The 21,837-nt window shown below is 67.9% G+C and carries 23 protein-coding genes; 9 read left to right on the forward strand and 14 right to left on the reverse strand.

Annotated features, from left to right (window positions below; all coding sequences use genetic code 11):
- Positions 1 to 25: 25 nt before the first annotated feature.
- The 3 genes from KUF83_RS35380 to KUF83_RS35390 all read left to right on the forward strand — a co-directional run bounded on the left by KUF83_RS35380 (position 26) and on the right by KUF83_RS35390 (position 2,905).
- On the forward strand, positions 26 to 1,027 hold the full coding sequence (locus tag KUF83_RS35380; protein WP_217459133.1) for a GlxA family transcriptional regulator: 1,002 nt from the start codon (positions 26 to 28) through the stop codon (positions 1,025 to 1,027).
- A gap of 421 nt (positions 1,028 to 1,448) precedes the next feature.
- The gene (locus KUF83_RS35385) at positions 1,449 to 2,381 is read left to right on the forward strand and encodes a hypothetical protein (RefSeq protein ID WP_217459134.1); all 933 of its coding nucleotides are present in this window, start codon (positions 1,449 to 1,451) and stop codon (positions 2,379 to 2,381) included.
- On the forward strand, positions 2,378 to 2,905 hold the full coding sequence (locus KUF83_RS35390) for a peptidase inhibitor family I36 protein (protein ID WP_217459135.1): 528 nt from the start codon (positions 2,378 to 2,380) through the stop codon (positions 2,903 to 2,905). The genes KUF83_RS35385 and KUF83_RS35390 overlap by 4 nt, the downstream gene beginning before the upstream one ends.
- 225 nt (positions 2,906 to 3,130) lie before the next feature.
- Here KUF83_RS35390 and KUF83_RS35395 read toward each other — a convergent pair whose 3' ends face one another.
- The 5 genes from KUF83_RS35395 to KUF83_RS35415 form a co-directional block, all read right to left on the reverse strand.
- Positions 3,131 to 3,832 (reverse strand): carbon-nitrogen hydrolase family protein, encoded by a 702-nt coding sequence (locus tag KUF83_RS35395; RefSeq protein ID WP_217459136.1) that lies wholly within the window; start codon positions 3,830 to 3,832, stop codon positions 3,131 to 3,133.
- The gene (locus KUF83_RS35400; protein ID WP_254644829.1) at positions 3,829 to 4,461 is read right to left on the reverse strand and encodes a DUF2461 family protein; all 633 of its coding nucleotides are present in this window, start codon (positions 4,459 to 4,461) and stop codon (positions 3,829 to 3,831) included. The genes KUF83_RS35395 and KUF83_RS35400 overlap by 4 nt, the downstream gene beginning before the upstream one ends.
- A 203-nt stretch (positions 4,462 to 4,664) precedes the next feature.
- A complete protein-coding gene (locus KUF83_RS35405; RefSeq protein ID WP_217459137.1) occupies positions 4,665 to 5,945 on the reverse strand; it encodes an MFS transporter in 1,281 nt (426 codons plus the stop codon).
- 109 nt (positions 5,946 to 6,054) lie between these two features.
- Positions 6,055 to 6,786, reverse strand: coding sequence for a 2OG-Fe(II) oxygenase (locus tag KUF83_RS35410; RefSeq protein ID WP_217459138.1), 732 nt, complete (start codon positions 6,784 to 6,786; stop codon positions 6,055 to 6,057).
- Between the two features lie 38 nt (positions 6,787 to 6,824).
- On the reverse strand, positions 6,825 to 8,444 hold the full coding sequence (locus KUF83_RS35415) for an ABC-F family ATP-binding cassette domain-containing protein (protein ID WP_217459139.1): 1,620 nt from the start codon (positions 8,442 to 8,444) through the stop codon (positions 6,825 to 6,827).
- A gap of 598 nt (positions 8,445 to 9,042) precedes the next feature.
- On the opposite strand from KUF83_RS35415, the gene KUF83_RS42245 reads away from it, so the two are divergent.
- The 3 genes from KUF83_RS42245 (at position 9,043) to KUF83_RS35430 (ending at position 12,263) form a co-directional block, all read left to right on the forward strand.
- Positions 9,043 to 10,101 carry a ThiF family adenylyltransferase gene (locus KUF83_RS42245; protein WP_217459140.1) on the forward strand — a complete coding sequence of 353 codons (1,059 nt, stop codon included), beginning with the start codon at positions 9,043 to 9,045 and terminating at the stop codon, positions 10,099 to 10,101.
- A gap of 80 nt (positions 10,102 to 10,181) precedes the next feature.
- On the forward strand, positions 10,182 to 11,507 hold the full coding sequence (locus KUF83_RS35425) for a hypothetical protein (protein WP_217459141.1): 1,326 nt from the start codon (positions 10,182 to 10,184) through the stop codon (positions 11,505 to 11,507).
- Positions 11,508 to 11,516: 9 nt separating this feature from the next.
- Positions 11,517 to 12,263, forward strand: a complete 747-nt coding sequence (locus KUF83_RS35430) for a class I SAM-dependent methyltransferase (protein ID WP_217459142.1) — start codon at positions 11,517 to 11,519, stop codon at positions 12,261 to 12,263.
- A gap of 200 nt (positions 12,264 to 12,463) precedes the next feature.
- On the opposite strand, the gene KUF83_RS35435 is transcribed toward KUF83_RS35430, so the two are convergent.
- The 3 genes from KUF83_RS35435 to KUF83_RS35445 form a co-directional block, all read right to left on the reverse strand.
- Positions 12,464 to 13,255, reverse strand: coding sequence for an alpha/beta hydrolase (locus KUF83_RS35435; protein ID WP_217459143.1), 792 nt, complete (start codon positions 13,253 to 13,255; stop codon positions 12,464 to 12,466).
- Between the two features lie 14 nt (positions 13,256 to 13,269).
- Entirely contained in the window at positions 13,270 to 14,100 is an 831-nt protein-coding gene (locus tag KUF83_RS35440; protein ID WP_217459144.1) for an alpha/beta fold hydrolase, read from the reverse strand.
- Between the two features lie 103 nt (positions 14,101 to 14,203).
- Complete coding sequence (locus tag KUF83_RS35445) at positions 14,204 to 15,028, reverse strand: alpha/beta fold hydrolase (RefSeq protein WP_217459145.1); 825 nt, start codon at positions 15,026 to 15,028, stop codon at positions 14,204 to 14,206.
- Positions 15,029 to 15,310: 282 nt separating this feature from the next.
- Here KUF83_RS35445 and KUF83_RS35450 point away from each other — a divergent pair, with 282 nt between their 5' ends.
- A complete protein-coding gene (locus KUF83_RS35450; RefSeq protein WP_217459146.1) occupies positions 15,311 to 16,288 on the forward strand; it encodes a helix-turn-helix domain-containing protein in 978 nt (325 codons plus the stop codon).
- Positions 16,289 to 16,416: 128 nt separating this feature from the next.
- Here the strand turns inward: KUF83_RS35450 and KUF83_RS35455 are convergent, their stop codons facing one another.
- The 4 genes from KUF83_RS35455 to KUF83_RS35465 all read right to left on the reverse strand — a co-directional run bounded on the left by KUF83_RS35455 (position 16,417) and on the right by KUF83_RS35465 (position 18,262).
- Complete coding sequence (locus KUF83_RS35455) at positions 16,417 to 16,974, reverse strand: dihydrofolate reductase family protein (RefSeq protein ID WP_217459147.1); 558 nt, start codon at positions 16,972 to 16,974, stop codon at positions 16,417 to 16,419.
- Positions 16,975 to 17,224: 250 nt separating this feature from the next.
- Complete coding sequence (locus KUF83_RS42685; RefSeq protein WP_302828585.1) at positions 17,225 to 17,347, reverse strand: hypothetical protein; 123 nt, start codon at positions 17,345 to 17,347, stop codon at positions 17,225 to 17,227.
- 132 nt (positions 17,348 to 17,479) lie between these two features.
- Entirely contained in the window at positions 17,480 to 17,644 is a 165-nt protein-coding gene (locus tag KUF83_RS42250) for a hypothetical protein (protein WP_254644830.1), read from the reverse strand.
- Positions 17,645 to 17,731: 87 nt separating this feature from the next.
- Positions 17,732 to 18,262 carry a GNAT family N-acetyltransferase gene (locus KUF83_RS35465; protein ID WP_217459148.1) on the reverse strand — a complete coding sequence of 177 codons (531 nt, stop codon included), beginning with the start codon at positions 18,260 to 18,262 and terminating at the stop codon, positions 17,732 to 17,734.
- 227 nt (positions 18,263 to 18,489) lie between these two features.
- Between KUF83_RS35465 and KUF83_RS35470 the strand changes: the two genes are divergently transcribed.
- Positions 18,490 to 19,020, forward strand: coding sequence for an N-acetyltransferase (locus tag KUF83_RS35470; protein WP_217459149.1), 531 nt, complete (start codon positions 18,490 to 18,492; stop codon positions 19,018 to 19,020).
- 227 nt (positions 19,021 to 19,247) lie between these two features.
- Positions 19,248 to 19,880, forward strand: coding sequence for a TetR/AcrR family transcriptional regulator (locus KUF83_RS35475; protein ID WP_217459150.1), 633 nt, complete (start codon positions 19,248 to 19,250; stop codon positions 19,878 to 19,880).
- Between the two features lie 118 nt (positions 19,881 to 19,998).
- On the opposite strand, the gene KUF83_RS35480 is transcribed toward KUF83_RS35475, so the two are convergent.
- Both KUF83_RS35480 and KUF83_RS35485 read right to left on the reverse strand, forming a co-directional pair.
- Positions 19,999 to 20,649: a response regulator transcription factor gene (locus KUF83_RS35480; RefSeq protein WP_217459151.1), complete on the reverse strand. Its 651-nt coding sequence runs from the start codon at positions 20,647 to 20,649 to the stop codon at positions 19,999 to 20,001.
- Positions 20,646 to 21,779 (reverse strand): histidine kinase, encoded by a 1,134-nt coding sequence (locus KUF83_RS35485; protein ID WP_308403286.1) that lies wholly within the window; start codon positions 21,777 to 21,779, stop codon positions 20,646 to 20,648. The genes KUF83_RS35480 and KUF83_RS35485 overlap by 4 nt, the downstream gene beginning before the upstream one ends.
- Positions 21,780 to 21,837: the final 58 nt, after the last annotated feature.

Below are 21,837 nucleotides of genomic sequence, written 5' to 3' on the forward strand. Positions count from 1 at the left end.
TCGACGTGAGTGCTAGGAATTGCACATGGCGCAAGAATCCTCGCACGCAGCCCACTCGGTCCATGCCGCCGGACCGCACCGCGTCGTTGTCATCGTGGACGAGAACTCCAACCCCTTCGAGCTCGGCTGTGCGACCGAGATCTTCGGCCTGCGCAGACCCGAGATCGGCCGTGATCTCTACGATTTCAGGCTCTGCTCGCCCGAGTCCACCACGCCCATGCGAGACGGATTCTTCACCCTCACGGGAGTCGCGGATCTGGAAGCGGCCGAGTCGGCGGACACCCTGATCGTCCCCAACCGGCCCGACACCGAGGTTCCCCGTCGCCCGGCTGTGCTCGACGCCGTCCGGCGAGCTCACGCGCGTGGTGCACGCCTCGTCGGCTTCTGCAGCGGCGCCTTCACCCTGGCCGAGGCGGGTGTCCTCGACGGGCGCCGGGCCACCGCGCACTGGCAGTGGGCCGGCTCCTTCCGGACCCGCTTCCCTGCCGTACACCTCGAATCGGACGTGCTGTTCGTGGACGACGGAGACATCCTCACCGCCGCGGGGAGCGCCGCCGCCCTCGATCTCGGGCTGCACATCGTCCGCCGCGACCACGGCGCGGAGATCGCCAACGCCGTGAGCCGACGGCTGGTCTTCGCCGCCCACCGCGACGGTGGGCAACGGCAGTTCGTCGAGCGACCGGTGCCCGACCTGCCCGACGAATCACTGGCACCCGTCCTGGCCTGGGCCCAGGAACGGCTGGACTCGGTCCTCACCGTGTCCGAGCTCGCGGCACGGGCGGCGGTCAGTCCGGCGACACTGCATCGCCGCTTCCAGGCACAGCTGGGCACGACTCCGCTCGCATGGCTCACGGGCGAACGGGTCGCCCTGGCCTGCCGACTGATCGAGCGGGGGGAGTCACGCTTCGACGTGGTCGCGCGAAGCACCGGGCTCGGCACCGCCGCCAACCTGCGAGCGCTGATGCGTCGCGAGACCGGCCTCAATCCGTTGGCGTACAGGCGACGGTTCGGACCGCAGGCCGGCTGAACTCCAGGCATCGTCCTCCGGGAAGCCACCTAGGTCTGTGGATCGTTCTGTGCGTCAGCGCCGGTATTGCCGGATGCGAGCGCGCTGGTTGCTTCTTGTCCAGCACGTGGTCGTCCTGAGGGCCCCGTGCACCGGGGAACCAGGCGGTGTCGACGTCGGTGGTGCCGAGTTCGGCGTGGGCCTCGGGACGGGTGCGGCGGATGCGGGCGGCGAGGACCACGCCGGCCAGGACACTCTGGGCGACGCCGACCACCCACGGCGAGCAGTGCCGTGGGTGCATCCGGCCCCAGCACCTACTGCGGCGCGTTCACGAGGGTCCTGGGCCTGGGTTTTCGGGTGAGACCGAAAGTGAGTGCGGCGCGGCAGGCACCCGGACACCCTGAAGTCGACCGGCGAGGTGTGGGTGTAGGGGGGAGACCTGGTGCGTAGATCTGGCGTGCTGTCACTGCTGCTGTTCGGAGCGTTGACCGCCTGCGGGCCAGGTGGCCCGACCGCGTCCCCTTCACGCACCGCGCAGCCCGCTCCGTTTCTGCGTCAGGCCACCAACACTGAGCTGGCGACGCTGCGCAGGGCCGAGGACATCCTGGAGCGACGCTGCATGGCACGCGCCGGTTTCCACCTGCCGGCGACGTCCAAGCCGGTTCGGACCGGGCCCGAGCCACCACCGATGGCGCTCGTCCTCGGCGACGTGCCATGGGCCCGCGAACACGGCTACGGCTCCCGCGTCCGCACTCCCGAGGAGACCGCCCGCCTGCGGGCGACCGACCCGGTCGGGGACTACCTCCGTGCGTTGAAGCCGCAGCGGCGTGCCGAGGCGCTGCGTGCGTGGCAGGGCGGCGGCGTGGACACCATCGAGGTCACCCTGCCCGGCGGCATGACCACGGGACGCAGCACCCGCGGATGCACCAGCAAGGCCCGTGGAGAGTTGTACGGCGACTTCCGTACATGGTTCGGCGCGGACGCCGTGGACCGTGATGTCACGGGGCTGGCCATGAGCCGGGCACAGGCGGATCCCGCGTACACGAAAGCGCTGCGGCGCTGGTCGGACTGTGTGTCCGAGCGCGGACTGCCCCAAAAGTCGCCACAAGACCTGCGGGCCGCGTTGGGCGACGTGGCACCCAGGGCCAAGGAGATCAAATACGCCGTTGCGGAAGCGTCCTGCGCCGTTGGCTCCGGTCTGGCGGAGGTCGCCGGGGACGTCGAGGAGCGGCATCTCACCGACGTGCGCGAGCGGTATCGCGCCGACGTGGCCAACGCGCGTCGTATGCGGCTTGCCGCGCTGCCGAAGGCGGAGCGGATCGTCCGCGACGAAGATCCGTCGCGGTACCACACCGAGAAGAAGGGTACGAGATGAAGCAGTACGTACGAGGCGTCCTGGCGACGGCGGCCGTGATCGGGCTGGTGGCCGCCGCCGGGCCCGCCATGGCAGCCACGGATTCGGGGCCGGCCACACCGGCGGCGGCCGGCGCGGCGCCTACCCCTGTACGGTCCGGCGCCGACCTCAGCAAGCTGGCCGCGGCCGACGGTGCGGACGGGTATCTCTACGCCTACGACCTGCCGAACTTCCAGGGGGCCTCGTGCCGCTGGGACAGCAACGACGAATGGTGGGGCGACAACTGCGGCAACTTCAACGACCGGGCCACCTCCGTGTGGAACAACGGTTTCCCCGGCCTCTTCAGTGAAGTCTCGCTGCGCCGGGACGTGAGCCCCAGTACGAGCCAGTCATCGTTCTGCATCGAGGCAGGCAGCTACTACGGCGACCTCTCGCTGGGCTACGAAAAGTTCCTCGACGGCGGCTGGGCGGACAACGCGATCAGCGGGCACCGCTGGTTCACCGACGAGGCGGACTGGGTCCACGACCCGCACTACGCCTGCTGACCGCAGCAGGCAACCGGGTCCAGCACACCAGCCAGCGCGGTACCTGGGGGTCGTACGCTCCCCAGGTACGTGCGGGCACATGCCTCCGCCGTCTTCTCCCGAGCCGATCCGAACGAGCCGTGGCCCGACGTGTTCCCGCAACGCCTCGGCGCCGACGGCACGAGCGCCCGCCGGGTGAAGGAGGATTGCCGTGGTGCAGGTGCGACTGCCGCAGGCCCTTTGGGCTCACTCAGTGAAGACCGCCCGCGCGAAATCGTCCGGGTCTGCGCTCGCCTCGGCGATCTGCTCTCCGTCGGCGGACCAGATGCCCGAACGGCCTGACGTGCGGTCGAAGCCGCCGCCGGTCGGCCCCGCGAAGGCCGCGGTGGCGACCCATACTCCGTGGTCAGCGGCAACGCGGCGGGCGCGCTCGCCGTGTACCTCAGCCTCTTCATCGGCGTGGACGACCCCGGCGACGTAGCCATCCATGCCCAGTGCGGCCGTCTTCGCGGCGTGCTCGGGGATGCCGGTGTCGCGGCAGACAGCGAGCCCCAGTCTCCAGCCGTCCACGTCGATCACGGCACACTCGCCGGGGACGAAGCGGTCAGCCTCGCTGCCGTGCAGATGGACCTTTCCATAGACCACGCGCGCGCCGTCTCCGTCCACGGCGAGGACGCCGATGCGCGGCCCCGGCACAGGCGCGCCGACCAATGCGAGCGTTCCGGTCTCGGCGCACGCAGTGATGATCGGAGCCAACCGTTCGTCGTCAGGGGAGACCGGCGCGGCGTCCAGTTCGTATCCCGTCAGCGACATCTCGGGGAACACCACCACTCGCGCGCCCGCCGCCCGAACGGCCTCGGCGTGAGCCACCGCGTTGGCCGTCACGTCGTGAGCCGCGCACCTCGGTTGCGCCACCGCGATACGAAGTGCGGCGCCCCTCCTGATCATGCGGCGCTCCTCACATGACGGACCAGCCACATCATCAGGGAGTCCAGGTCGGCGGCGGCCGACAGGACCCGTTCGACCGCCCGGGGGGTGTGCAGCCATTCCTCACAGCCCAGAGGGCGGGCGGCGATCAACGAACGGTGCCGCAGCAGGTCGGTACGGGAGTGGTCCGTCGGGTAGCCGCGCGGCGGACGCTTCATCACGTCCCCGGAGATCTCGTAGCCCTTTGTTCGCAAGTCCGCGACGATGGCGGACAGTTCGCGGCCGCTCCCCTCGGAGGCCACAGCCTTGCGGAACGTGTCCACCTGGCCGGGATCGGGATACCACCAGGCACCCTGGATGCGCAGACCGTCCAGGTCGAACCGCAGACCCATCTCCACCTTGCGGTTGAGCCGGATCACCGCGCCCTGATGCTGCCACCACCAGGAGTTGGTGCGGTAGTGCCAGACGGAGAAGTCCTCGTACCGGGGGTCGGTGTCCGCGACGTCGTTGAGCAGAGCGATCATCGGCTGCCGGACCAGACGTTCACGGTCCGCACGGCAGCGTTCGCGGGTCGCGTGGGTCGGTTCACCCTGCAGTTGCCACAACACGTCCATGGCCTGCTCCGGCCAGCCGGTGAACTGTCCACACATACGCGCAGGATAGCTCGCCCATGATCCGCACGAGGGGAGAACGGGACTGGTGGCAAGGCGTAGCCCCGGACATGGCGAAAGGTGCCGCGAGTCGCCGTAACCGAAGTCGCGACCGCCGCACGCCCTTCACAGCGTGCGGCGGTCGCGGCTTGTTCCTGGGCGTGGGCTGGGGCTGCAGTCGTCATGCGGCCCGGCCGGTGGCCTCAGGCCCGACTGTCACCGGCGGTGACCGGTTCCGCCGCGTTCACGTCATAGGTGCCGAGATGGCGGTTGGAGATGACCCAGACGATCGAGGTCGCCAGTCCGGAGGCTGCGATGACGAGGGCCGCGGTCGGGCTCAGGAGGGTCGACAAGGTGCCGCCCACGATGGCACCGACGGGCTCGAATCCCAGAGTGGTGAACCGCATGGCCGAGGTGACCCGCCCGATCATGTGAGTCGGCGTCACCATCTGTTTGATGGTCTCGCTCATCACCAGGTTCACCACGATGGAGAAACTCCAGAGGAACTGGCCCGTGGCCACGGCCAGGAACTGCAGGAGCGTCGAGCTCGTCATCTCGGACGCGGGGATGAGGAAGGCGCCGACCGCGGGTACGGCCAGCGAGACGGTGTAGAGCAGACGGGTACGGAATCTGTTCATGAACGCCGCGGCCGACATGGCGGAGAGCACCCCTCCGAGACCGCCGGCCGCGCTCGCCAGACCCACCAACAGGGGGCTGAATCCGAGTTCCTTGACCACGTAGAACGTGTAGACCGCGAAGAACAGCGAGGTGAAGAAGTTGAAGTGCGATGCCGAGACGATCACCGGCCGCAGAATGGGATGCGAGAACGCCCAGGTGATGCCCGAGAGGACACTTTTGACCGACTCCTGCTCGTCGGGGTCCGTCGCTTCCTCGCTGTCCTTCTCCTCTTCCCCCTTCTTCTGCTCACCCGAGCCGAGGAGCAGCACCGTGCTCACGACGTAGCTGCACACGTCGGCCACAAGGGCCAGCGGTGCTCCCAGGAACTGGACGAGCACGCCGCCGAGTCCGGGTCCGGCCACCTCACTGACCGCGTTGCTGCCCTCCATGTACGAGTTGACCTTGGGCAGGCTGCTGCGGTCGAAGGCCGACACCACGTGTGAGGAGAGGGCCGACTCGTACAGCAGTGTCAGGGCCCCGACCAGGAAGATGAGTGCGAAGAGCAGGGGGATGCTCAGGACATCCAGCGCGTAGGCCAGCGGGATCACCCCGATGAGCACCAGACGCAGGAGGTTGGCCGTCACCATGACGGCCCGGCGGGGGAACCGGTCGGCGACCGTTCCCACCCAGAGCCCCAGGATCAGCACGGCCAACGACTCGGCGCTTCCGAGCAGGCCCATCTGGAAAGCGGTCGCGTCAAGAGCGCCGAGGGCGAGCAGCGGAATGATCACCACGCTGGCCTGGGTGCCGAACAACGACACCGTCTGCGCTATCCACAGGCTCCTGAATGCGCGGTCCTTCAACACGTCGAACTCCTGGCGGCACGCCGATAGGTCTGATGGGGGGTGGCAGAACACAGCAGTACGAGGCATCCGGCCGGCCGGACTCCTCTGGACAACCGATCCCGTGCGACCGCTACCTGGCCGCGCCGAAGTGGGCCGCCAGGGAATAGCGCACCCAGGTGGGTGACTGGATCTGGCATACGCCGTGATGGTAGCCCGGGTTGATCCGCAACATCGCCACACGCCCCTGCTCGGGCCGAGTGGCCAGGGTTACGCCACTGGGGGCTTCGACCACGAGTTCACCGCCGTCACCGGGTGCCCAGCCGCCCGACAGGAAGAAGACGAAGCCGAAGCGCCGGTCGCCAAAAGTGTCGGAATGCCGACGCAGGTAGTGGCCCTTCTCGTACTTCGCGATATCGGCCGAGCGGAAGGAGACCGGTTCGCCGAACGCCTCTGACAGAGCGTCCGCCACCTCGGTGCTCTTCAACGCCGACAGGAAGGCCCTGATGGCCAGAGCGGACTGAGGAATGTCGCGCAGACAGCCGCTCTCGGAGAAGCGCCGCTCCGGGTCGGCCGCCGCGAACTCCTCGGCGCTGCACGGTGCCACGTCGTCGTCCGGAGTGAGCAGCCAGCGCTCCGTGCTCCAGGTCGTCAGCGCGCGCAGCTCCGGGACCAGCGTGCCGGTGACGGACTCCGGCATCAGTGGCAGGCTGGTCGCCGGCGCGTCGTTGCCCGGACTGAGCCGGGCCAGCGACTGAGCCACTGCGCCGGAGGTCAGCAAGCCGATCACCGTCCCACGGAAGGCGATGGCTGCGTCCCGGGTCAGCCCGTCGACGGTGGTGGTTTCCCGTGCCAGATCCTGCATGGTGAACTCCTTCGTCCTCGTCTTCGTCGCAAAAACGGTCAGCGGGCCCGCGCCACCCGGCTCTCGTCCCACACGGGTTCGGGTGTCTCCACGACCGCGCCGTCGGAGCGGAAGAGAAGGAAACGGTTGAACGACTTGGCGAACCAACGGTCGTGGGTGACGACGACGACCGTGCCGTTGAACTCGTGGATGGCCTGCTGCAGCGCCTCGGCCGACACCAGGTCCAGGTTGTCCGTCGGCTCGTCCAGCAGGAGCAGCGTCGCGCCGCCCAGTTCGAGCAGGAGAATCTGGAAGCGTGCCTGCTGACCGCCGGACAGCGTCTCGAACCGCTGGTCGGCGCAGCCCGCGAGTTCGTAGCGGGAGAGCACGCCTGCCGCGGCTCCCCGGTCCAGACCGTCGCGAGTTCCCTCGCCACGCCCCATGATCTCGATCAGGGTCCTGCCCACCCACTCCGGATGCTGGTGGGTCTGGGTGAAGAAGCCGGGTACCACGCGTGCGCCGAGCCGCCACGCGCCGGAGTGGTCCACCTCGTTGCCTGCCAACAACCTCAGCAGGTGGCTCTTCCCCGAGCCGTTCGAACCCAGCACCGCGACGCGGTCGCCGAGGAAGACTTCCAGGTCGAACGGCTCCATGAGACCGGTCAGTTCCAACTGCTCGCAGTTGATGACCCTGGTGCCGGTGCGGCCTCCGGTCAGCCGCGGCACCACCCGCTGCTCTCCGGGCAGTTCGGGCGGCCGGCCCGCCTCCTCGTACTTGGCCAGTCTCGTCTGGGCGGCGCGGTAACGAGGAGCCATGGCGGCGCTGATCTTCGCCTGCTCGCCGAGTGTGTGCACGAGGTGCTTGAGCCGCTCGTGCTCGTCGTCCCATCTGCGGTGCAGTTCGGCCAGTCGTTCGCGCCGCGCCTGGCGGGCTTCCTTCCAGCCGGTGAAGGAACCGCCGTGCACCCAGGTGCTACGCCCCTCGATCGCGATGACCTTGGTCGTGACATTGCCGAGCAGTTCCCGGTCGTGACTGACCAGCAGCACAGCCTTGTCCGTGATCCGCAACTGCTCCTCGAGCCAGCGTTTCCCGGGAACGTCCAGGTAGTTGTCCGGCTCGTCGAGGATGAGTACCTGTTCACGGCCGCGCAGCAGCGCTTCCAGGACCAGCCTCTTCTGCTCGCCGCCGGAGAGCGTGCCGACATCGCGCCACCGGGCGCGCTCGTACGGCATGCCCAGCGCCGCGGTCGTCACCACGTCCCAGAGGACCTCGATCTCGTAGCCTCCGGCTTCGCCCCAGAGCATGAGAGCTTCCGCGTACCGCATCTGCGTGGCTTCGTCGTCGCGGTCCATCAGTTCGAGTTCGAGGGCGTCGACATCGGCCGCTGCCTCCGCGATGCGCTTGGGCGCGGCGGCCAGCAGCAGATCGCGCACGGTCGAGTCGTCGCGCAACGAACCGATGAACTGCGGCATCAGGGCCAGTCCGCCCTGTACGTGGACGGTTCCGCGGCGAGGTGTGAGGTTCTGCCCCGCGACGTTGACCAAGGTGGTCTTGCCGGCTCCGTTCGGGCCGATCAGTGCCGCGACCTCGCCGGCGCTCACGGAGAAGTTGACGTCCTGGAAGAGCATCCTTCCATCGGCGAGGTCGCACTGGACGCCGTTGAATTCGAGGAAACCCATGCTTCTGCTTCGTCTCTCGGCTGGGGGGAACGCTTATTCCGGTCTTATAGAGAAGAGCTGACTCCGGTTGACGGCTACTCGTGACGGCCCGTCGGTTGCCGGCTGACGCCGGAGCACCGATCGGTCCGTCCAGACAACATAAGCCGTAGATATCGGCCCCGGCCGCGGTTCTGGCCTCTTTCCATCGAGCCACTCCCCCAAACATTCAATGTCGTGGCTCGACTCTCCCCGTCCAGACCAGTCGTGCATTGCGGAAATCCTGCCCTTGATCTTCGACGAACACAAGGGGCGACTTGTCCGGGATGCCGCAAAGAGTCTACTTTGCGATAGAAATGATTCAGCATCACAAGAAACGCTTGACAACACCTTGGGGGAATGGTGAAGCTCTTGGGTGTCAGCGCAATTCAGTTCCGATGCACATTGAGGAGCGACAATGAACGAGAACGTTACTGAGACCGCAGCTCAGGTTGGCACGCAGGAGCAGGATGACATCTTCTTCATCGAGGAGATGGACGTGACCGACGCCGCACAGGTGATGGTGCACCGCTGCTGACGCAGTGAATCGAGTGCGGCCCCGGTTTCACGGGGCCGCACTTCGGTGCCCGCTTTCAATTTGAATCCCTATTCTCCTTTCGAGGGCGTGACGCGTGCCATGCGTGTGTGGCTGAATCCCAATTGGCAGCTGGAGACGTCCGACAGCACAGTGACGCTCCGGAGCGAGAAGAAGAAATACGTTCTGGATGACAGCGACGGGACCGTCAGCCGGCTTGTGGAGTTCCTGGCCGAAGGCCCCGGAACCGAAGCTCTCCAAGCACTGACTCACACTGAGCCGACCCTCGAATCCCTGGTCCGGGCCCTGCGCAGACGCGGATTGATCATCGAATCCCCGTCCGGGCCGGCGGACGACACGCACATCCATGCCCGACAGTGGGGTCACTTGGCCCTCTACGCGGAGCGACCCGACGAGGCCCAGCGCCGCCTGGGAGCGGCCACCGTCATGGTCATGGGAGTCGGGGGCACCGGAAGCGTGATCCTCCAGCACCTCGTCGGCGCGGGCGTATCCCGTTTCGTACTGGTCGACTCCGACAGAGTGCAGTTGAACAACCTGAACCGCCAGTTCACCTACGACCGGAAATCCGTGGGAGACTCCAAACTCATAGCCGCTCAGGCATATATTGAGAGTCGCGTTTCCCATGCCGAGGTTTCCCTGGTGGATCGCTTCGTCACATCGGCCACCGACGTCGACGAACTGATCGGTGAACACAACGGCGTGGATTTCATCGCGATCTGCATCGACCAGCCGATCGGCGAGATCTCCGACATCGTGACCCAGGCGGCCTGGCAGCGAAGAGTTCCCACCATTTTCGGCGGGGTGGGTATGCAAAGGGGCTTCTACGGTCCGGTATTCACTCCGGACAGATCCACCGTCTCCCCTGAGCAGTTTTCGTTCCAATCATCGAATGACGCCAAGCAGGATCCTGAGGCCGACCGATTGCGGAGCACCAGATTCTCCTTCGGCCCGAACAACACGATCGTCGGCGCCTGGATGGCTTCCGCGATCGCCTATCACCTTGCAGGAATCACACAACTGGTCGATTACAACTCTCGTCGCGTCATCGATTTCGAGACAGGCTCGACCGCCACGCACAGCCATTGACGGTGCAGCCTCGACGCTGCCGCGAGCCGTCGGCCGACCACGTAAATCAAGACAGCACAGCAAGAAGGCGTGGGGGTGCCATGGCTGAGCCCATCCGGGTGGAAACAGATCTGATACCCGCGGGCCTGTACGACTCCTCCCAGGACTGGACCGGCCTGACCGTCACGCGTCAGCTCGCCCGCCCGCTCTTCACCGAGGGACCCGAACGCACCCTCCGCAGCGGCTTGTTGGGCGTACCGCAACGCATCGACGACACACGGTGGGACTTCACCGTGGACCCCGCTGCGCGCTGGTCGGACGACCGGCCACTGCACGCCGTCGACACCGCCCGGCACATGGTGAACGTCTCCCGTCAAGCGGGCCCGTTCGCCTGGCTGATGTCGTTCATTGCACAGATCCAGCCAATCTCGGCCACCCGACTGCGCGTCACGACACGCCATCCGTTCGGGAACCTGCCCGCCCTCCTGGCCAATCCCGTTTTCGGGCCCCGCCACCAGAATCCGGCCATCACCAGCGGCGCCTACACACTGCCCGACCAGACACCCGGCGAACTCCGGCTGCGGTCGGTGGGCCCCTGGCCCGACGCCACCTACGTCCTGTCCTCGTCGGCCCGGCACGGCCAGGAGCTCTTCGACCGACGCGCCGTCGACATCACATGCCCCACGACCTTTCCAGTGCCGCAGTGGGCCCGGAGGGAGGACTACCCGGAACTACGGGTCGACGACCTGGACATCGTGGTGGCCCTCATGCCGCCGGCCGGCATGGCCCCGAGTCTGGGACAGGCCATCGGCACCGCCCTCGACCGCCGCGCGCTGGCGCGTGAAGTCCACGGAGCCATCGAGCCGATCGACTCCTTCACCCACCTGTGGTGCCGCGGCGCTCCCGTGTCGCCCCCGCAGGAAGCGCACGATCTGTTCCGGGAGTGGGTGCGGGACCCCGTTGCCCTCGTCTTTCCGGACTTCTCACCCAACCGCGAGATGGCCCGGGTCCTCGCCGAACAGATTTACGACCACACCGGCCTGACCGTACTGCCGAAAGCCATCGGCTATCAGAGCTATCTCACCGAGCTGTCCAGCACCCACCGTGAAGCCTTCCGCCTGGTGCTCGTGGCGGCCCCCTGGCCCGCTCCGGTCGCGCCGCTGGTTCCCTTCACCCACCGGCCACTCGCCCAGGCGTCCGACGGGCAGACGTCCGCCTTCAAGGACGCCGTGTTCCGTGCCCTGGCCGCGGACGACCCGCAGGAACACCTACGACTCACCACGCGAGCCGAGCGTCTGCTTGCGGCAACGGGGCAGATCTGCCTGTTCGGACGGCTGCGGTCGGCAACACGGCTGCGGGTGAGGAACTACATCAGCCCGCCGTCCGGCTGGGTGGATCTGTCCGCGTGCGAACCCCTGCGAAGCTGAGGACCAGCGATGGCGAAGATCAACTATCTCAAGGTCAACGAACGGTACTGGGACGCCAACAGCGACCTGTACCACGACGCCCACCCCGAGCACTTCGACGCGGGCCGGCACCCCTCCTGGGGCATCTGGCATCTGCCGGAGAGCGATCTGAGGATCTTCACCGACGAACTGCCCGCGGGGTCCCGGATCCTCGACCTCGGTTGTGGCATCGGGCACGACACCGTCGGGTTCGCCCGCGCGGGATTCCGGGCCTTCGGCGTCGAGTTGTCCTCCGGCCAGTTGTCCCACGCCATCACGGACGGTGTCGGGGGCTTCGTCCAGGCCGCCGCCGAGCGTCTGCCGTTTCGATCGGAGACGTTCGACGCGGCGTTCTGTGACCACGGCGCCTTCGACTTCTCCCCGCCGCTGCCCCTGCTCAGGGAAGCTCACCGGGTACTCCGCCCCGGGGGCGTCCTCGGGCTGTGCACCTACTCCCCACTGCTGCAGATGTGCTTCGACAACCGGACAGGCACGGTTGGGGAGCAGCTCTCGAACCCTTACGGCGACGCCAAGGTGAAGTACAGCGGAGACGTGGTGGTCTTCCACTCCACCCACGCGCAGTGGATCGACATGTTCCGCTCCTGCGGATTCTCCGTCGAGCGGCTGGTGGAACCGACCGCTCCGGCCGGCGGCGACACGTACTTCCAGGAATCGCTCGACCGGAGCTGGGCCGAGAAGTGGCCGGCGGAGGTCCTCTGGAAAGTCCGCAAGCTCTGACACCGGCGTCGACCGCTCACGGCGAGCCACGCCCGACCCCCCGACCCCACCTCCTCCGTGCCGCTGCCCGAGCCGACTCCTTCCGCCCGAGGCCCCGGGTCACGACCGGCCGGGAGGCGATGTCCTGCGTCAAGGGCGCCCACTGCCGACCGCGGTGCCCGGCGCGGGCCGGGCACCGCGGTCAGTCGGTCGGGGGTTGCTCAGGTGTGGTCGAGGGCCCAGGCCAGAGCGTGGTCGGCGATCTCCTCCCAGCCCTCCTGGGCCGGCATGAGATGGCTTCGTCCCGGAAACTCGACGATGTCGGTGACGGTGTTCGACTTGTAGTGCTTGGCATTGGACTTCTGGATCTTGGGCGGCATCAGGTGGTCGTGCTCGCCCGAGACGAACAGCAGCGGAGCCCGGTCGTCGTTGCGGTAGTTCACGTACGAGTCGGCGTGGCCGGGGTGGATGTTGGCCAGCGCGCTGCCCCAGAACACATGACCCGAGGCGGGAATGTGGTAGCGCTCGTACAGGGCGCGGGACTCGTCCTCCGGGAAGGTGTTCGTGAACGCGTAGCGCCACTGGTCATAGGTGAAGCCGACGGCCTTGTGCCGGTTGGCCGGGCTCTTCAGCACCGGGAACGTCGCTTTCAGCTGTGACAGCGGAACCGTCGCCACTCCCTCGGTGGGCGCGGAGTTGATGGCCACTCCCGCGCTGCCGTATCCGTGGTCGAGGAGTATCTGGGTGAACACGCCGCCGGCGGAGTGGCCCATGATGATCGGCTGGGTGCCGAGGCCGTCGATCAGCTTCTCCAGCGACGAGATGATCGAGGGAACCGTGAGTTCCTCGATCGGGGTGGGGTCGGCGTTGAGCGCTTCCACCTCCACTTCGAAGCCGGGGTAGGCGGGGGCCAGGACCCGGAAGCCCTGGGACTGGTAGCGGGTGATCCAGTGTTCCCAGCTGCGGGGTGTCACCCAGAAGCCGTGGACGAGCACGATGGTGTCCGGTTTCATGAGCGTTCGCTCCTTCAACGAGTGGCGGCGTGGGCCGCCTTGATGATCCTGGCTGCGGCATCCGGGTGGGAGATCATGACCACGTGCGAGGACCGGATCTCGATCACCTTGCTGCCCGCGCGCTTGGCCATGAACCGCTGGGCGGCGGGCGGGATGACCTTGTCCTGTGTCGGGATCAGGTACCAGGACGGGACGGTTTTCCAAGCGGGCGCGCCGCTGCCGCCACTGAGGCCGTCGACGCTGCCGGGGCGCTGGGTGGCCGCCATCAGACGGGTCTGGGAGGCGGGCAGATCGGCGGCGAACACGGCCCGGAACTTCGCGGCGTCGATGTATCCGTCGGTGCCCGGCTTGCTGCCGGGCACCGGATAGCTGCGGGGGACCAGGGCGGCGCCCAATTCACTGCCGGGGAACTGGCCCGCCAGTTGCAGCGCGCTCTCGCCCTCGTCCGGCGCGAACGCCCCCATGTACACGAGGGCCTTGACGTTGGCGTGCCCGCGGGCCGCGTTGGTGATGACGATGCCGCCGTAGGAGTGGGCTGCCAGGATGACCGGGCCGGGGATGGTGTCCACCACGCTGGAGATGTACGCGGCGTCGCCGGCGGTGTCCCGCAGCGGGTTGGCCGGTGCGATGACGGGGAAGCCGGCCTTCTGCAGCAGGGCGATGGTGTCGTTGAAGCCCGAGGCGTCGGCGAACGCCCCGTGCACGAGGACGACGGTCGGCTTGGGCCCCTTCGCCTCGGCCTGTGCGGCTCGGTGGGAGGTCGCCTGGGCGGCGACGGCGGTGGTGACGATGAGGACGGCGGCGGCCAGTGCCGTCAGCAGACGGCGCAGTGCTGGAACACGCATGACGAACCCTTTCGGACAGGAGGGTTGGACGGTGCGGAGGTACCGGCGGGTGGCGCGTCACGATTGGAGGCCCGGTGCTGGTGACTACGTGGGCCGTGCGGGATCAGGAGGCGAGAAATGCGAGCAGGTCGGCGTTGAACTCGTCCTTGAACGCGCCCACGAGGCCGTGCGGAGCACCCGGATAGACCTTCAGCGTCGCGTCCTTGACGAGCTTGGCCGACTCCAGGCCGGCGGCCACGATCGGGACGATCTGATCGTCGTCGCCGTGGGCGATGAAGGTGGGGATGTCGAAGCGCCCCAGGTCCTCGGTGAAGTCGGTCTCGGAGAACGCACGGATGCAGTCCAGCGCGCCCTTGAGCCCGACCTGCATGCTATGCAGCCAGAACGCGTCCGACACCCCCTGCGAGACCTCTGCACCGGGCCGGTTGAAGCCGTAGAAGGGCAGGCTCAGTTCGGCGTAGAACTGCGACCGGTCGGCCGAGACACCCGATCGGATGGCGTCGAACGCCTCGATCGGCAGACCCAGCGGATTGGCGTCGGTCTTGAGCATGAGAGGCGGCACAGCCCCCAGCAACACGGCCTTGGATATCCGGGACGTACCGTGCCGGCCGATGTAGCGGGTCACCTCGCCTCCGCCCGTCGAGTGTCCGACCAGCACGGCGTCGTGCAGGTCGAGGGTCTCGATCAGCTGGGCCAGGTCGTCGGCGTAGGTGTCCATGTCGTTGCCGTTCCACGGCTGGCTGGAGCGGCCGTGACCGCGCCGGTCGTGCGCAATCGCACGGTAGCCGTGTGAGGCGACCAGGTGCAGTTGGTCGTCCCAGGCGTCGGCGTTCAACGGCCAGCCGTGGCTGAACACCACCGGTCGGCCGCTCCCCCAGTCCTTGTAGAAGATCTCCGTGCCGTCGTGCGTCGTGATGGAGTTGCCCATGGGAGCGCTCCCGTCAGCAGCAGTGTCGGAGTCGGTGTCCGACGTGAGTGAAGGAGGATCGTGTCAGCGACGCGGGCCCGGTCCTTTGCCGTGCGCGCCGAAAACTGTTCCCTGCGTGCCAACGCACCTGCTCCGGCGTGACTGCTGTGGCACGAGTGCAGAACCACGCCCAGGTGGCCCGGCAGTGGTTGGATCCGCCTGTCCAACCCGCCCCCGGTGTTGAAGAATTCGGCAGACGGCACGGCAGCGGAGGGGCCGCTGCCACCACCCTGGGGGGGGACCATGCTGGTTCTGGACACGGAGGACATACCCGACGCCGACCGGATCGAGGCGTTCCACGCCGTGGCTGTCGGGGAGAGCGGCAGCTGCTCGGTCGAGCAGGAACATCCTGAGGCCGGCATCCGGAAGAGACTGGAGGTCTGGAACTTCGGCCCGTTGACCCTGTTCTCCACGCGCGGCTCCGGCATGCGCATCTGGCGCACTCCGCGCCACTCGCGCTTCGACTCGATGAACACCGTCTCGATCATCACCCAGAGCCATGGGACGGGCGCATTCACCTGGAACGGCCATCAGCAGCACGTGGGGCCCGACGCCCTGGCTCTCGCACACAAGACCGCCGGCTACGAGTACGCATGGTCCGGGGCCGGACAGTCCGTTGCCTTCATGGTCGACACCGAGCGTCTCGGCCTGCCCGAACACCTGGTCCGGTCCGCGATACCACTGCTGGAGCACAGCGCCGTCGCACCCCTGCTGCTGCATCACATACGGAGCCTGCACCGCCGTGCCGACCAGCTCAGCAACGACCCCGGAGCCGAGGCGCTCGGCTCCTCCACCCTGGAACTCACCCGCGCCCTCATCGTCTCGGTGACCACCGACGAACACACCCGGCGATCGGTCGCGCAGAACACCCTCCTCACCCGCGTCCTCGCCTTCATCCGCGCCCATCTGACCGACCCAGGGCTCACCCCCCAGAGCATCGCCGCGGCCCACAACATCTCCGTACGAACCCTCTACCGGCTGTGTGAGCAGGGCGGCCTCAGCCTGGAAAAGTGGATCATTCGTCGGCGCCTGGAAGGCACACGCCGCGACCTGGCCATGCCCGAGCACGCCCACCGCACGATCGAGGCCGTCGCCCGGTCCTGGGGCTTCACCAACCCCGCTCACTTCTCCCGCCGCTTCCACCAGACCTACGGGGCCACACCCCGCCAGTGGCGCCGCCTCCACCGCCCGACGGGCTTCTCACCCCCGGACGTGCCCTGAGCTTCACGGCGAAGCCCGGCAGAGGGTGATCACCGCTGGATCACTCGTATGAGGGCCCGTCGGCGAGCTGACGGGCCCTCATGCCTGCTGCAGAACCGGCCGTCGCCAGCGTCGGCAATCGGTGCGGCTCAGCGTGTCCGGTAGCGCGCGTAGATCAGTCCGCTGTCGAAGGCACGCTCCTCGGCCAGCTCCAGATCGAGCCGCACGCCGTCGGGGAAGAACCGCTTGCCGCCGCCGACCACGCTCGTGGTGATGAACAGGTGGTACTCGTCCACCAGGCCGGCCGCGATCGCCTGGGCCGCGAGGTTGGGGCCGTCGACGGTGAGGTCATGATCAGCCTCGGCCTTGAGCTTGCGTACCGCGTCAGGGTCGAAGGTCCGCTCGATCCGGGTCTTCGCGCTCGACACCGACTCCAGCGTCGTCGAGTACACGACCTTCTCCGCGGCCTGCCAGTCGCGGGCGTACTGCAGGATGTGCGGCGGCTGGTCGGGCTCGGTGTGCGCGGTCTCCCAGTAGACCATCGTCTCGTACATGCGGCGGCCGTAGAGGTACGTGCCGACGGGGCGGAAGAGGTCGTTGATGAAGGAATGCACCTCCTGGTCTTCGGCCCCGGTGCCGAGGCCGCCCTCCGCCGCCTCGGCGTAGCCGTCGAGCGAGGTGATCATCGAGTAGATGAGCTTTGCCATGTGTCTCCTCCGGGTACGAGCGCGTCCGTCTGTCAGCGGTAGCGCAGACTGAGACCTCCGCACGCCCAAGAACTCATCGTTCGGCTGACCAACTGATTCCACCGGCGGTCGGATTTCGGACAGATCGCGCCTCGGGGTCGGTGGTGGAGCGTGCCTGGTCGGAGACGGTGAAGACGAAGTCGGCGATCTCGTCGGGCGGGGCATTGCGGGGTACGGCGAGGTCGGGCGGCTTGCCCGCGCCTGTCGGCCGTCACCGCCCCCAGTCGAGTTGGTGTTCGGGGGTGCCGGCCGCTCGGCCCCATGCGACTGCCTCGGCTCGGCCGGCCTCGTCGCCGATCCGGTAGCGGAAGTACCGCCCGGCGAACACGATCACGCGGTCAGCGTCGTCGACGGTGAAATCGGCCCACCAGCCAAGGTCTGGTTCGAGGGCATCCGCCAAGGCCTGAGCCAGGTCGTCAGCGAGACGATCCGGACCTTCGAAATCGATGAACGTCCAGGTAGAGGGCTACCCGCTGACGGCGCCGTGCGGACCTTGGCCACCGACGCGCTCGTCCGGAGGCATCGTCGATACGGACACCTCGTGGCGTCCCAGGCGGACAAGCCTGAGGCCCGCCATCCGGATGTCCGCGTCGGCGCGCAGACTCTCGGCAATGACGCGTCCCCGAAGCATGAGTTGCTCCTCGCAAGGTTTCCAGCGCTGCCATCAACGACTGGCTGACACCGGCACGGTGTGCACTGCCTGCACAGCTGTCCAGGCCTACACAGCGATCCAGTAGCGGCGTTTCCGGCCCGCGCTGGTTGTGCGGACGTCCTCCAGGACCCCACCGTTGCGCTCGATACTGCGTGCCGATCCGATGTTGTCGTCGTCGCAGGTGACAAGGACCCGGTCCAGGCCGAGCGTGCGAGCCTCGGGCAGAACAGCCCCGAGAGCCCATGTTGCGATGCCGCGCCTCCGGAAGGAGGGCCGGATGCTGTAGCCGATGTGCCCGCCCAGATCGAGCAGAACGGCGTTCAGGTAGTGCCGAAGATCAATGGCCCCGACATAGCTGTCATCCTCGACGATCCACCAATGAGTGGCGTGGACGCGCTCTTCTCCCAGGACAGCCGACCTGTCCGACTGCTGTATCAGTGTGTCGACCCATGCAGAGAAGACTTCGGGCCTTTCGAGGTCGGCGCCAGGTGCGAGACGCAGACCCGCTCCGTCCTGATGGGCACCCGGAGACCACTCGTCACGCGCCGCGAGCCATGACGACTGCAAGTGGGCTGTGGGCGCGATCAGTTCAGGCATGCGGGTGACGCTAGCACCCGTCCGCCCCTCGCGATCCAGCATTTCGTGCTGGTCCGGCCCCAACGGCTGCTCCCCGGGACACGCCGGTGGGTATCCACCTCGACCTTGATCCACTTTGACGGCAGCCCCGGTCAGAAATCGGGCGGGCGGTCTCTGGGCGGGGCTGTAGGCCGGTCGACGCCATAATCACGTTGCGACGCCGGTCAGGAACCGGCCACCATCGACTGATGGCTTACCGGATACGCACTGTGCAAGCGGACGAGTGGCTGACGGCCAAGGAACTGACACTTACCGCGCTGACCGATCCGGTCGCGCCCATAGCGTTCGCCACGACTGTGCAGGACGTAGCCGGGCAGCCCGATTCCTTCTGGCAGGAGCGCGCCGAAAGGGTTTCGCACGGGACGTTCGCGCGGCAGTTCATCGCGGAAGGCCCAGACGGACACTGGGCAGGCACCGTGGTGGTGCTGGTGGAGCGGCCCGGGGACGAGGACTTCTTCGACATGCCGGTCCGATCTCCCCAGGCTCACCTGGTGGGCGTGTTCCTCCGGCCCGAAAACCGGGGCAGCGGCTTGATCGAGCAGCTCTTCGAGGCCGGCATGAAGTGGGCATGGTCCTTGGAGGAGCCCGTGGTCGGCAGAGTGCGGCTGTTCGTCCACGACGACAACCGACGAGCCGCCGCCTTTTACCGGAGATTCGGTTTCGTAGCGACCGGGGTGACTGTGGGCGCGGACCGGGAGATGGAGATCGCACGGCCATAGCCGTGGACAGTTCCGACCGCCGGGGTGCGTCGGGGACGGCCGCGACAGGCCGGCAGGTTCTGCGGGGGTGCGGCGCCGCAGCGACGACAGTGGTTGTGCCTTCACGCTGACTCATACGGATGACGCGTATGACCTCGCCAAAGTTCGATAGTTCGGTACCGATCAATGCTGAATGAGACGCTGCCGCCTTACGCACCGCCCAGTACAGAAGAGGTACGATCAATCCCATGGAGACGGGACAGAAGGCGCCGATCGGACGGCCCAGGGGTTTCGACGCCGACAGGGCTCTCGAAGTCGCCATGCGGGTCTTCTGGGAACAGGGCTACGAAGGCGCGAGCCTCACGGATCTGACCCATGCCATGGGCATCACCCGCACCAGCATGTACGCGGCCTTCGGCAACAAGGAGGACCTGTTCCGCAAGGCTCTGGACCGCTACACCGAAGGGCCCGCCTCCTACGGGGCCCGCGCCCTGCAGGAACCGACCGCCCTGCAGGTGGCCACCGCGTTCCTCAACGGTTCCGTCCGCGCCACCACCCGCCGCGGCTGCCCCACCGGGTGCCTCGGCGTCCAAGGGTCCCTCGCCGCCGGTGAGCCGGGTAGCCACGCCCGCGACGCCCTCATCGCCTGGCGCAATGAACACACCGCCTTCCTGCGCGACCGGCTCCAGCAAGCCGTCGACGAAGGCGACCTGTCCCCCGGCACCGACCCCGGCCTGCTCGCCCGCTATCTCATGACCGTGGCGAACGGCATCGCCGTCCAAGCCGCCAGCGGCGCCTCGCGCGACGACCTCCAGCAGGTGGCCGACATGGCCCTCCAAAGCTGGCCGCCTGCCACAGGACCGGAACAACCGGGCGGCTGAGTCGAGTTCCGAGGACTTCGCCGATGTGGAAGATCCTTCCGCACGGTGCGGCCTGTTCCCGCTGCCCCGCGACATCCATACCGACCTGGGAGTGGCCACATGTTCGGTGTGGTTCATGTCAGGGGGTGTGGCCGGCGTCTCGGGCGACCAGGGCGGCCTGGACCCGATTGGTGACCTCCAGCGCGGTCAGGATGCGGCTGACGTGTGCCTTGACGGTGCTCTCGCGCATGGTCAGATGTACGGCGATGTCGGCGTTGGTGTCCCCCCGGGCCAGCAGGGCGAGTACGTCACGTTCGCGGGGCGTGAGGCGCTCGAACCGCGCCTGGGCAGCAGTGACCCGGGGCTGGTTGGTCGCGTGGTAGCGGTCGATGAGGCGGCGGGCCGCGGCAGGATAGAGCATGGCCGAACCGGCCGCCACCAGGTGGACGGCGCGCAGGATCTCGGCCGGCTCGGTGTCCTTGAGGAGGAAGCCGTCGGCTCCGGCGGCAAGTGCGTCGTAGACGTATTCGTCGAGGTCGAAAGTGGTCAGGGTGATCACCTTGGGCGGGTACGGCAGGGCCCGCAGGCGGGTGGTGGCGGTGATGCCGTCCATGCGGGGCATCCGTACGTCGACGAGGGCGACGTCGATGCGGTACGCGGTGGCCTGCTCGATGGCCTTCAGGCCGTCGGCGGCCTGGGCCACCACCTCGATGCCCGGGTCGCCGTCGAGGAGGTCGGTCAGGCCCAGGCGGACCAGGGCGTCATCGTCGACGATCATGGCGCGGATCATGTGAAGGTGCCGTTCTGTTCGATGGCAGCGGGGTGGGGGATGCGGGCGGCCACCCGCCAGGCGCCCGCGCCGGCCGGTCCGGCAGTCAGCTCGCCACCGAGGGCGGCGACCCGTTCCCGGAGGCCGACGAGTCCGTAGCCGCTGCCGACGGTGTCCGTGCGGGGAGAGCCGGCGGGGTTGGTGACCTCGACGCGTGTGGCGGGCGGCCGGTAGTCGATGAGTACGGTCACCTGGGCGCTGTCCGCGTGTTTACGTGCGTTGGTCAGTGTTTCCTGGACGATGCGGTAAACGGCCAGCCGGTGGGTGGTCGGGGCCCGCTCGGGAGAGCCTTCGCAGGTCAGCTCGACGTGCTGGCCGGCGGCGCGCGCCTCGTCGACCAGCTCCTCCACTTCCCTCATGACCGGCGTGAGCACTCCCCCGGCCGACGTGGTGTCCGGGGCGCGCAGGGCACCGAGAACGTCGCGCAGATCGGTGAGGGCTTCAACGGATGTGGCGCGCAGCAAAGCGAGGCGTTCGGCGACGGGTGGGGGCAGTGTGGCGCTCCTGGTGGTCAGGACACCGGTGTGCAGGGCGATCAGGCTCAGCCGGTGGGCCAGCACGTCGTGCATCTCGGCAGCGATTCGGGAACGTTCCGCGACCCGAGCGGCCTCTTCACGCAACTGTGCCTCGACGCGCAGATGTTCCACGTCGGACGCCAGCGCCTGAAGCAGACGCCGCCGGCTGCCGAGCCACAGTCCGAGGACGACGGCGAAGAGCAGCACGAACAGCACCGACACATACCGCTCCTGTGCCCACACCCGGGTCGCCGGGCAGCCCCACAGGTTGGCGGCGAGCGCAACGGCGGCGCAGCCCGCGGCGATCCGCACCCGTCGGGCGACGGCCAGGTCGAACATGATGATGCCGAGCAGCGGCACCGTGAGCCAGCCCCACCACGCGGTGACGGCGGTGACCAGGATCGGTGCGAGAGGCCATCGCAGCGGTGGCACGAGCAAGGCCACCGCGCACACCACCGCCGAGGCGGTGACCGGAGCCATGTACTGGCCATCGTTGACGGACGCGCCGTTGCCCGCGGCGGCCAGAGCGGCAACCGCCACGATGCCTGTGCGCCCGAAGGACGCTGCCCCTCTCACAGCCCTGCTCCTGTTCACCGTTGCGATCCTAGGCAGTTTCTCGCCACGCACCATCCGA

The organism is Streptomyces sp. BV286 (genome assembly GCF_019090165.1).
Taxonomy (GTDB): domain Bacteria; phylum Actinomycetota; class Actinomycetes; order Streptomycetales; family Streptomycetaceae; genus Streptomyces.

Bases quoted from the DNA above. Each gene is read 5' to 3' on its own strand.
- KUF83_RS35380 (WP_217459133.1), top strand. From the start codon at position 26: ATGGCGCAAGAATCCTCGCACGCAGCCCACTCGGTCCATGCCGCCGGA.
- KUF83_RS35390 (WP_217459135.1), top strand. From the start codon at position 2,378: ATGAAGCAGTACGTACGAGGCGTCCTGGCGACGGCGGCCGTGATCGGG.
- KUF83_RS35395 (WP_217459136.1), bottom strand. From the start codon at position 3,832: ATGATCAGGAGGGGCGCCGCACTTCGTATCGCGGTGGCGCAACCGAGG.
- KUF83_RS35400 (WP_254644829.1), bottom strand. From the start codon at position 4,461: ATGTGTGGACAGTTCACCGGCTGGCCGGAGCAGGCCATGGACGTGTTG.
- KUF83_RS35410 (WP_217459138.1), bottom strand. From the start codon at position 6,786: ATGCAGGATCTGGCACGGGAAACCACCACCGTCGACGGGCTGACCCGG.
- KUF83_RS35415 (WP_217459139.1), bottom strand. From the start codon at position 8,444: ATGGGTTTCCTCGAATTCAACGGCGTCCAGTGCGACCTCGCCGATGGA.
- KUF83_RS35425 (WP_217459141.1), top strand. From the start codon at position 10,182: ATGGCTGAGCCCATCCGGGTGGAAACAGATCTGATACCCGCGGGCCTG.
- KUF83_RS35430 (WP_217459142.1), top strand. From the start codon at position 11,517: ATGGCGAAGATCAACTATCTCAAGGTCAACGAACGGTACTGGGACGCC.
- KUF83_RS35435 (WP_217459143.1), bottom strand. From the start codon at position 13,255: ATGAAACCGGACACCATCGTGCTCGTCCACGGCTTCTGGGTGACACCC.
- KUF83_RS35440 (WP_217459144.1), bottom strand. From the start codon at position 14,100: ATGCGTGTTCCAGCACTGCGCCGTCTGCTGACGGCACTGGCCGCCGCC.
- KUF83_RS35445 (WP_217459145.1), bottom strand. From the start codon at position 15,028: ATGGGCAACTCCATCACGACGCACGACGGCACGGAGATCTTCTACAAG.
- KUF83_RS35450 (WP_217459146.1), top strand. From the start codon at position 15,311: ATGCTGGTTCTGGACACGGAGGACATACCCGACGCCGACCGGATCGAG.
- KUF83_RS35455 (WP_217459147.1), bottom strand. From the start codon at position 16,974: ATGGCAAAGCTCATCTACTCGATGATCACCTCGCTCGACGGCTACGCC.
- KUF83_RS42250 (WP_254644830.1), bottom strand. From the start codon at position 17,644: ATGCTTCGGGGACGCGTCATTGCCGAGAGTCTGCGCGCCGACGCGGAC.
- KUF83_RS35465 (WP_217459148.1), bottom strand. From the start codon at position 18,262: ATGCCTGAACTGATCGCGCCCACAGCCCACTTGCAGTCGTCATGGCTC.
- KUF83_RS35470 (WP_217459149.1), top strand. From the start codon at position 18,490: ATGGCTTACCGGATACGCACTGTGCAAGCGGACGAGTGGCTGACGGCC.
- KUF83_RS35475 (WP_217459150.1), top strand. From the start codon at position 19,248: ATGGAGACGGGACAGAAGGCGCCGATCGGACGGCCCAGGGGTTTCGAC.
- KUF83_RS35480 (WP_217459151.1), bottom strand. From the start codon at position 20,649: ATGATCCGCGCCATGATCGTCGACGATGACGCCCTGGTCCGCCTGGGC.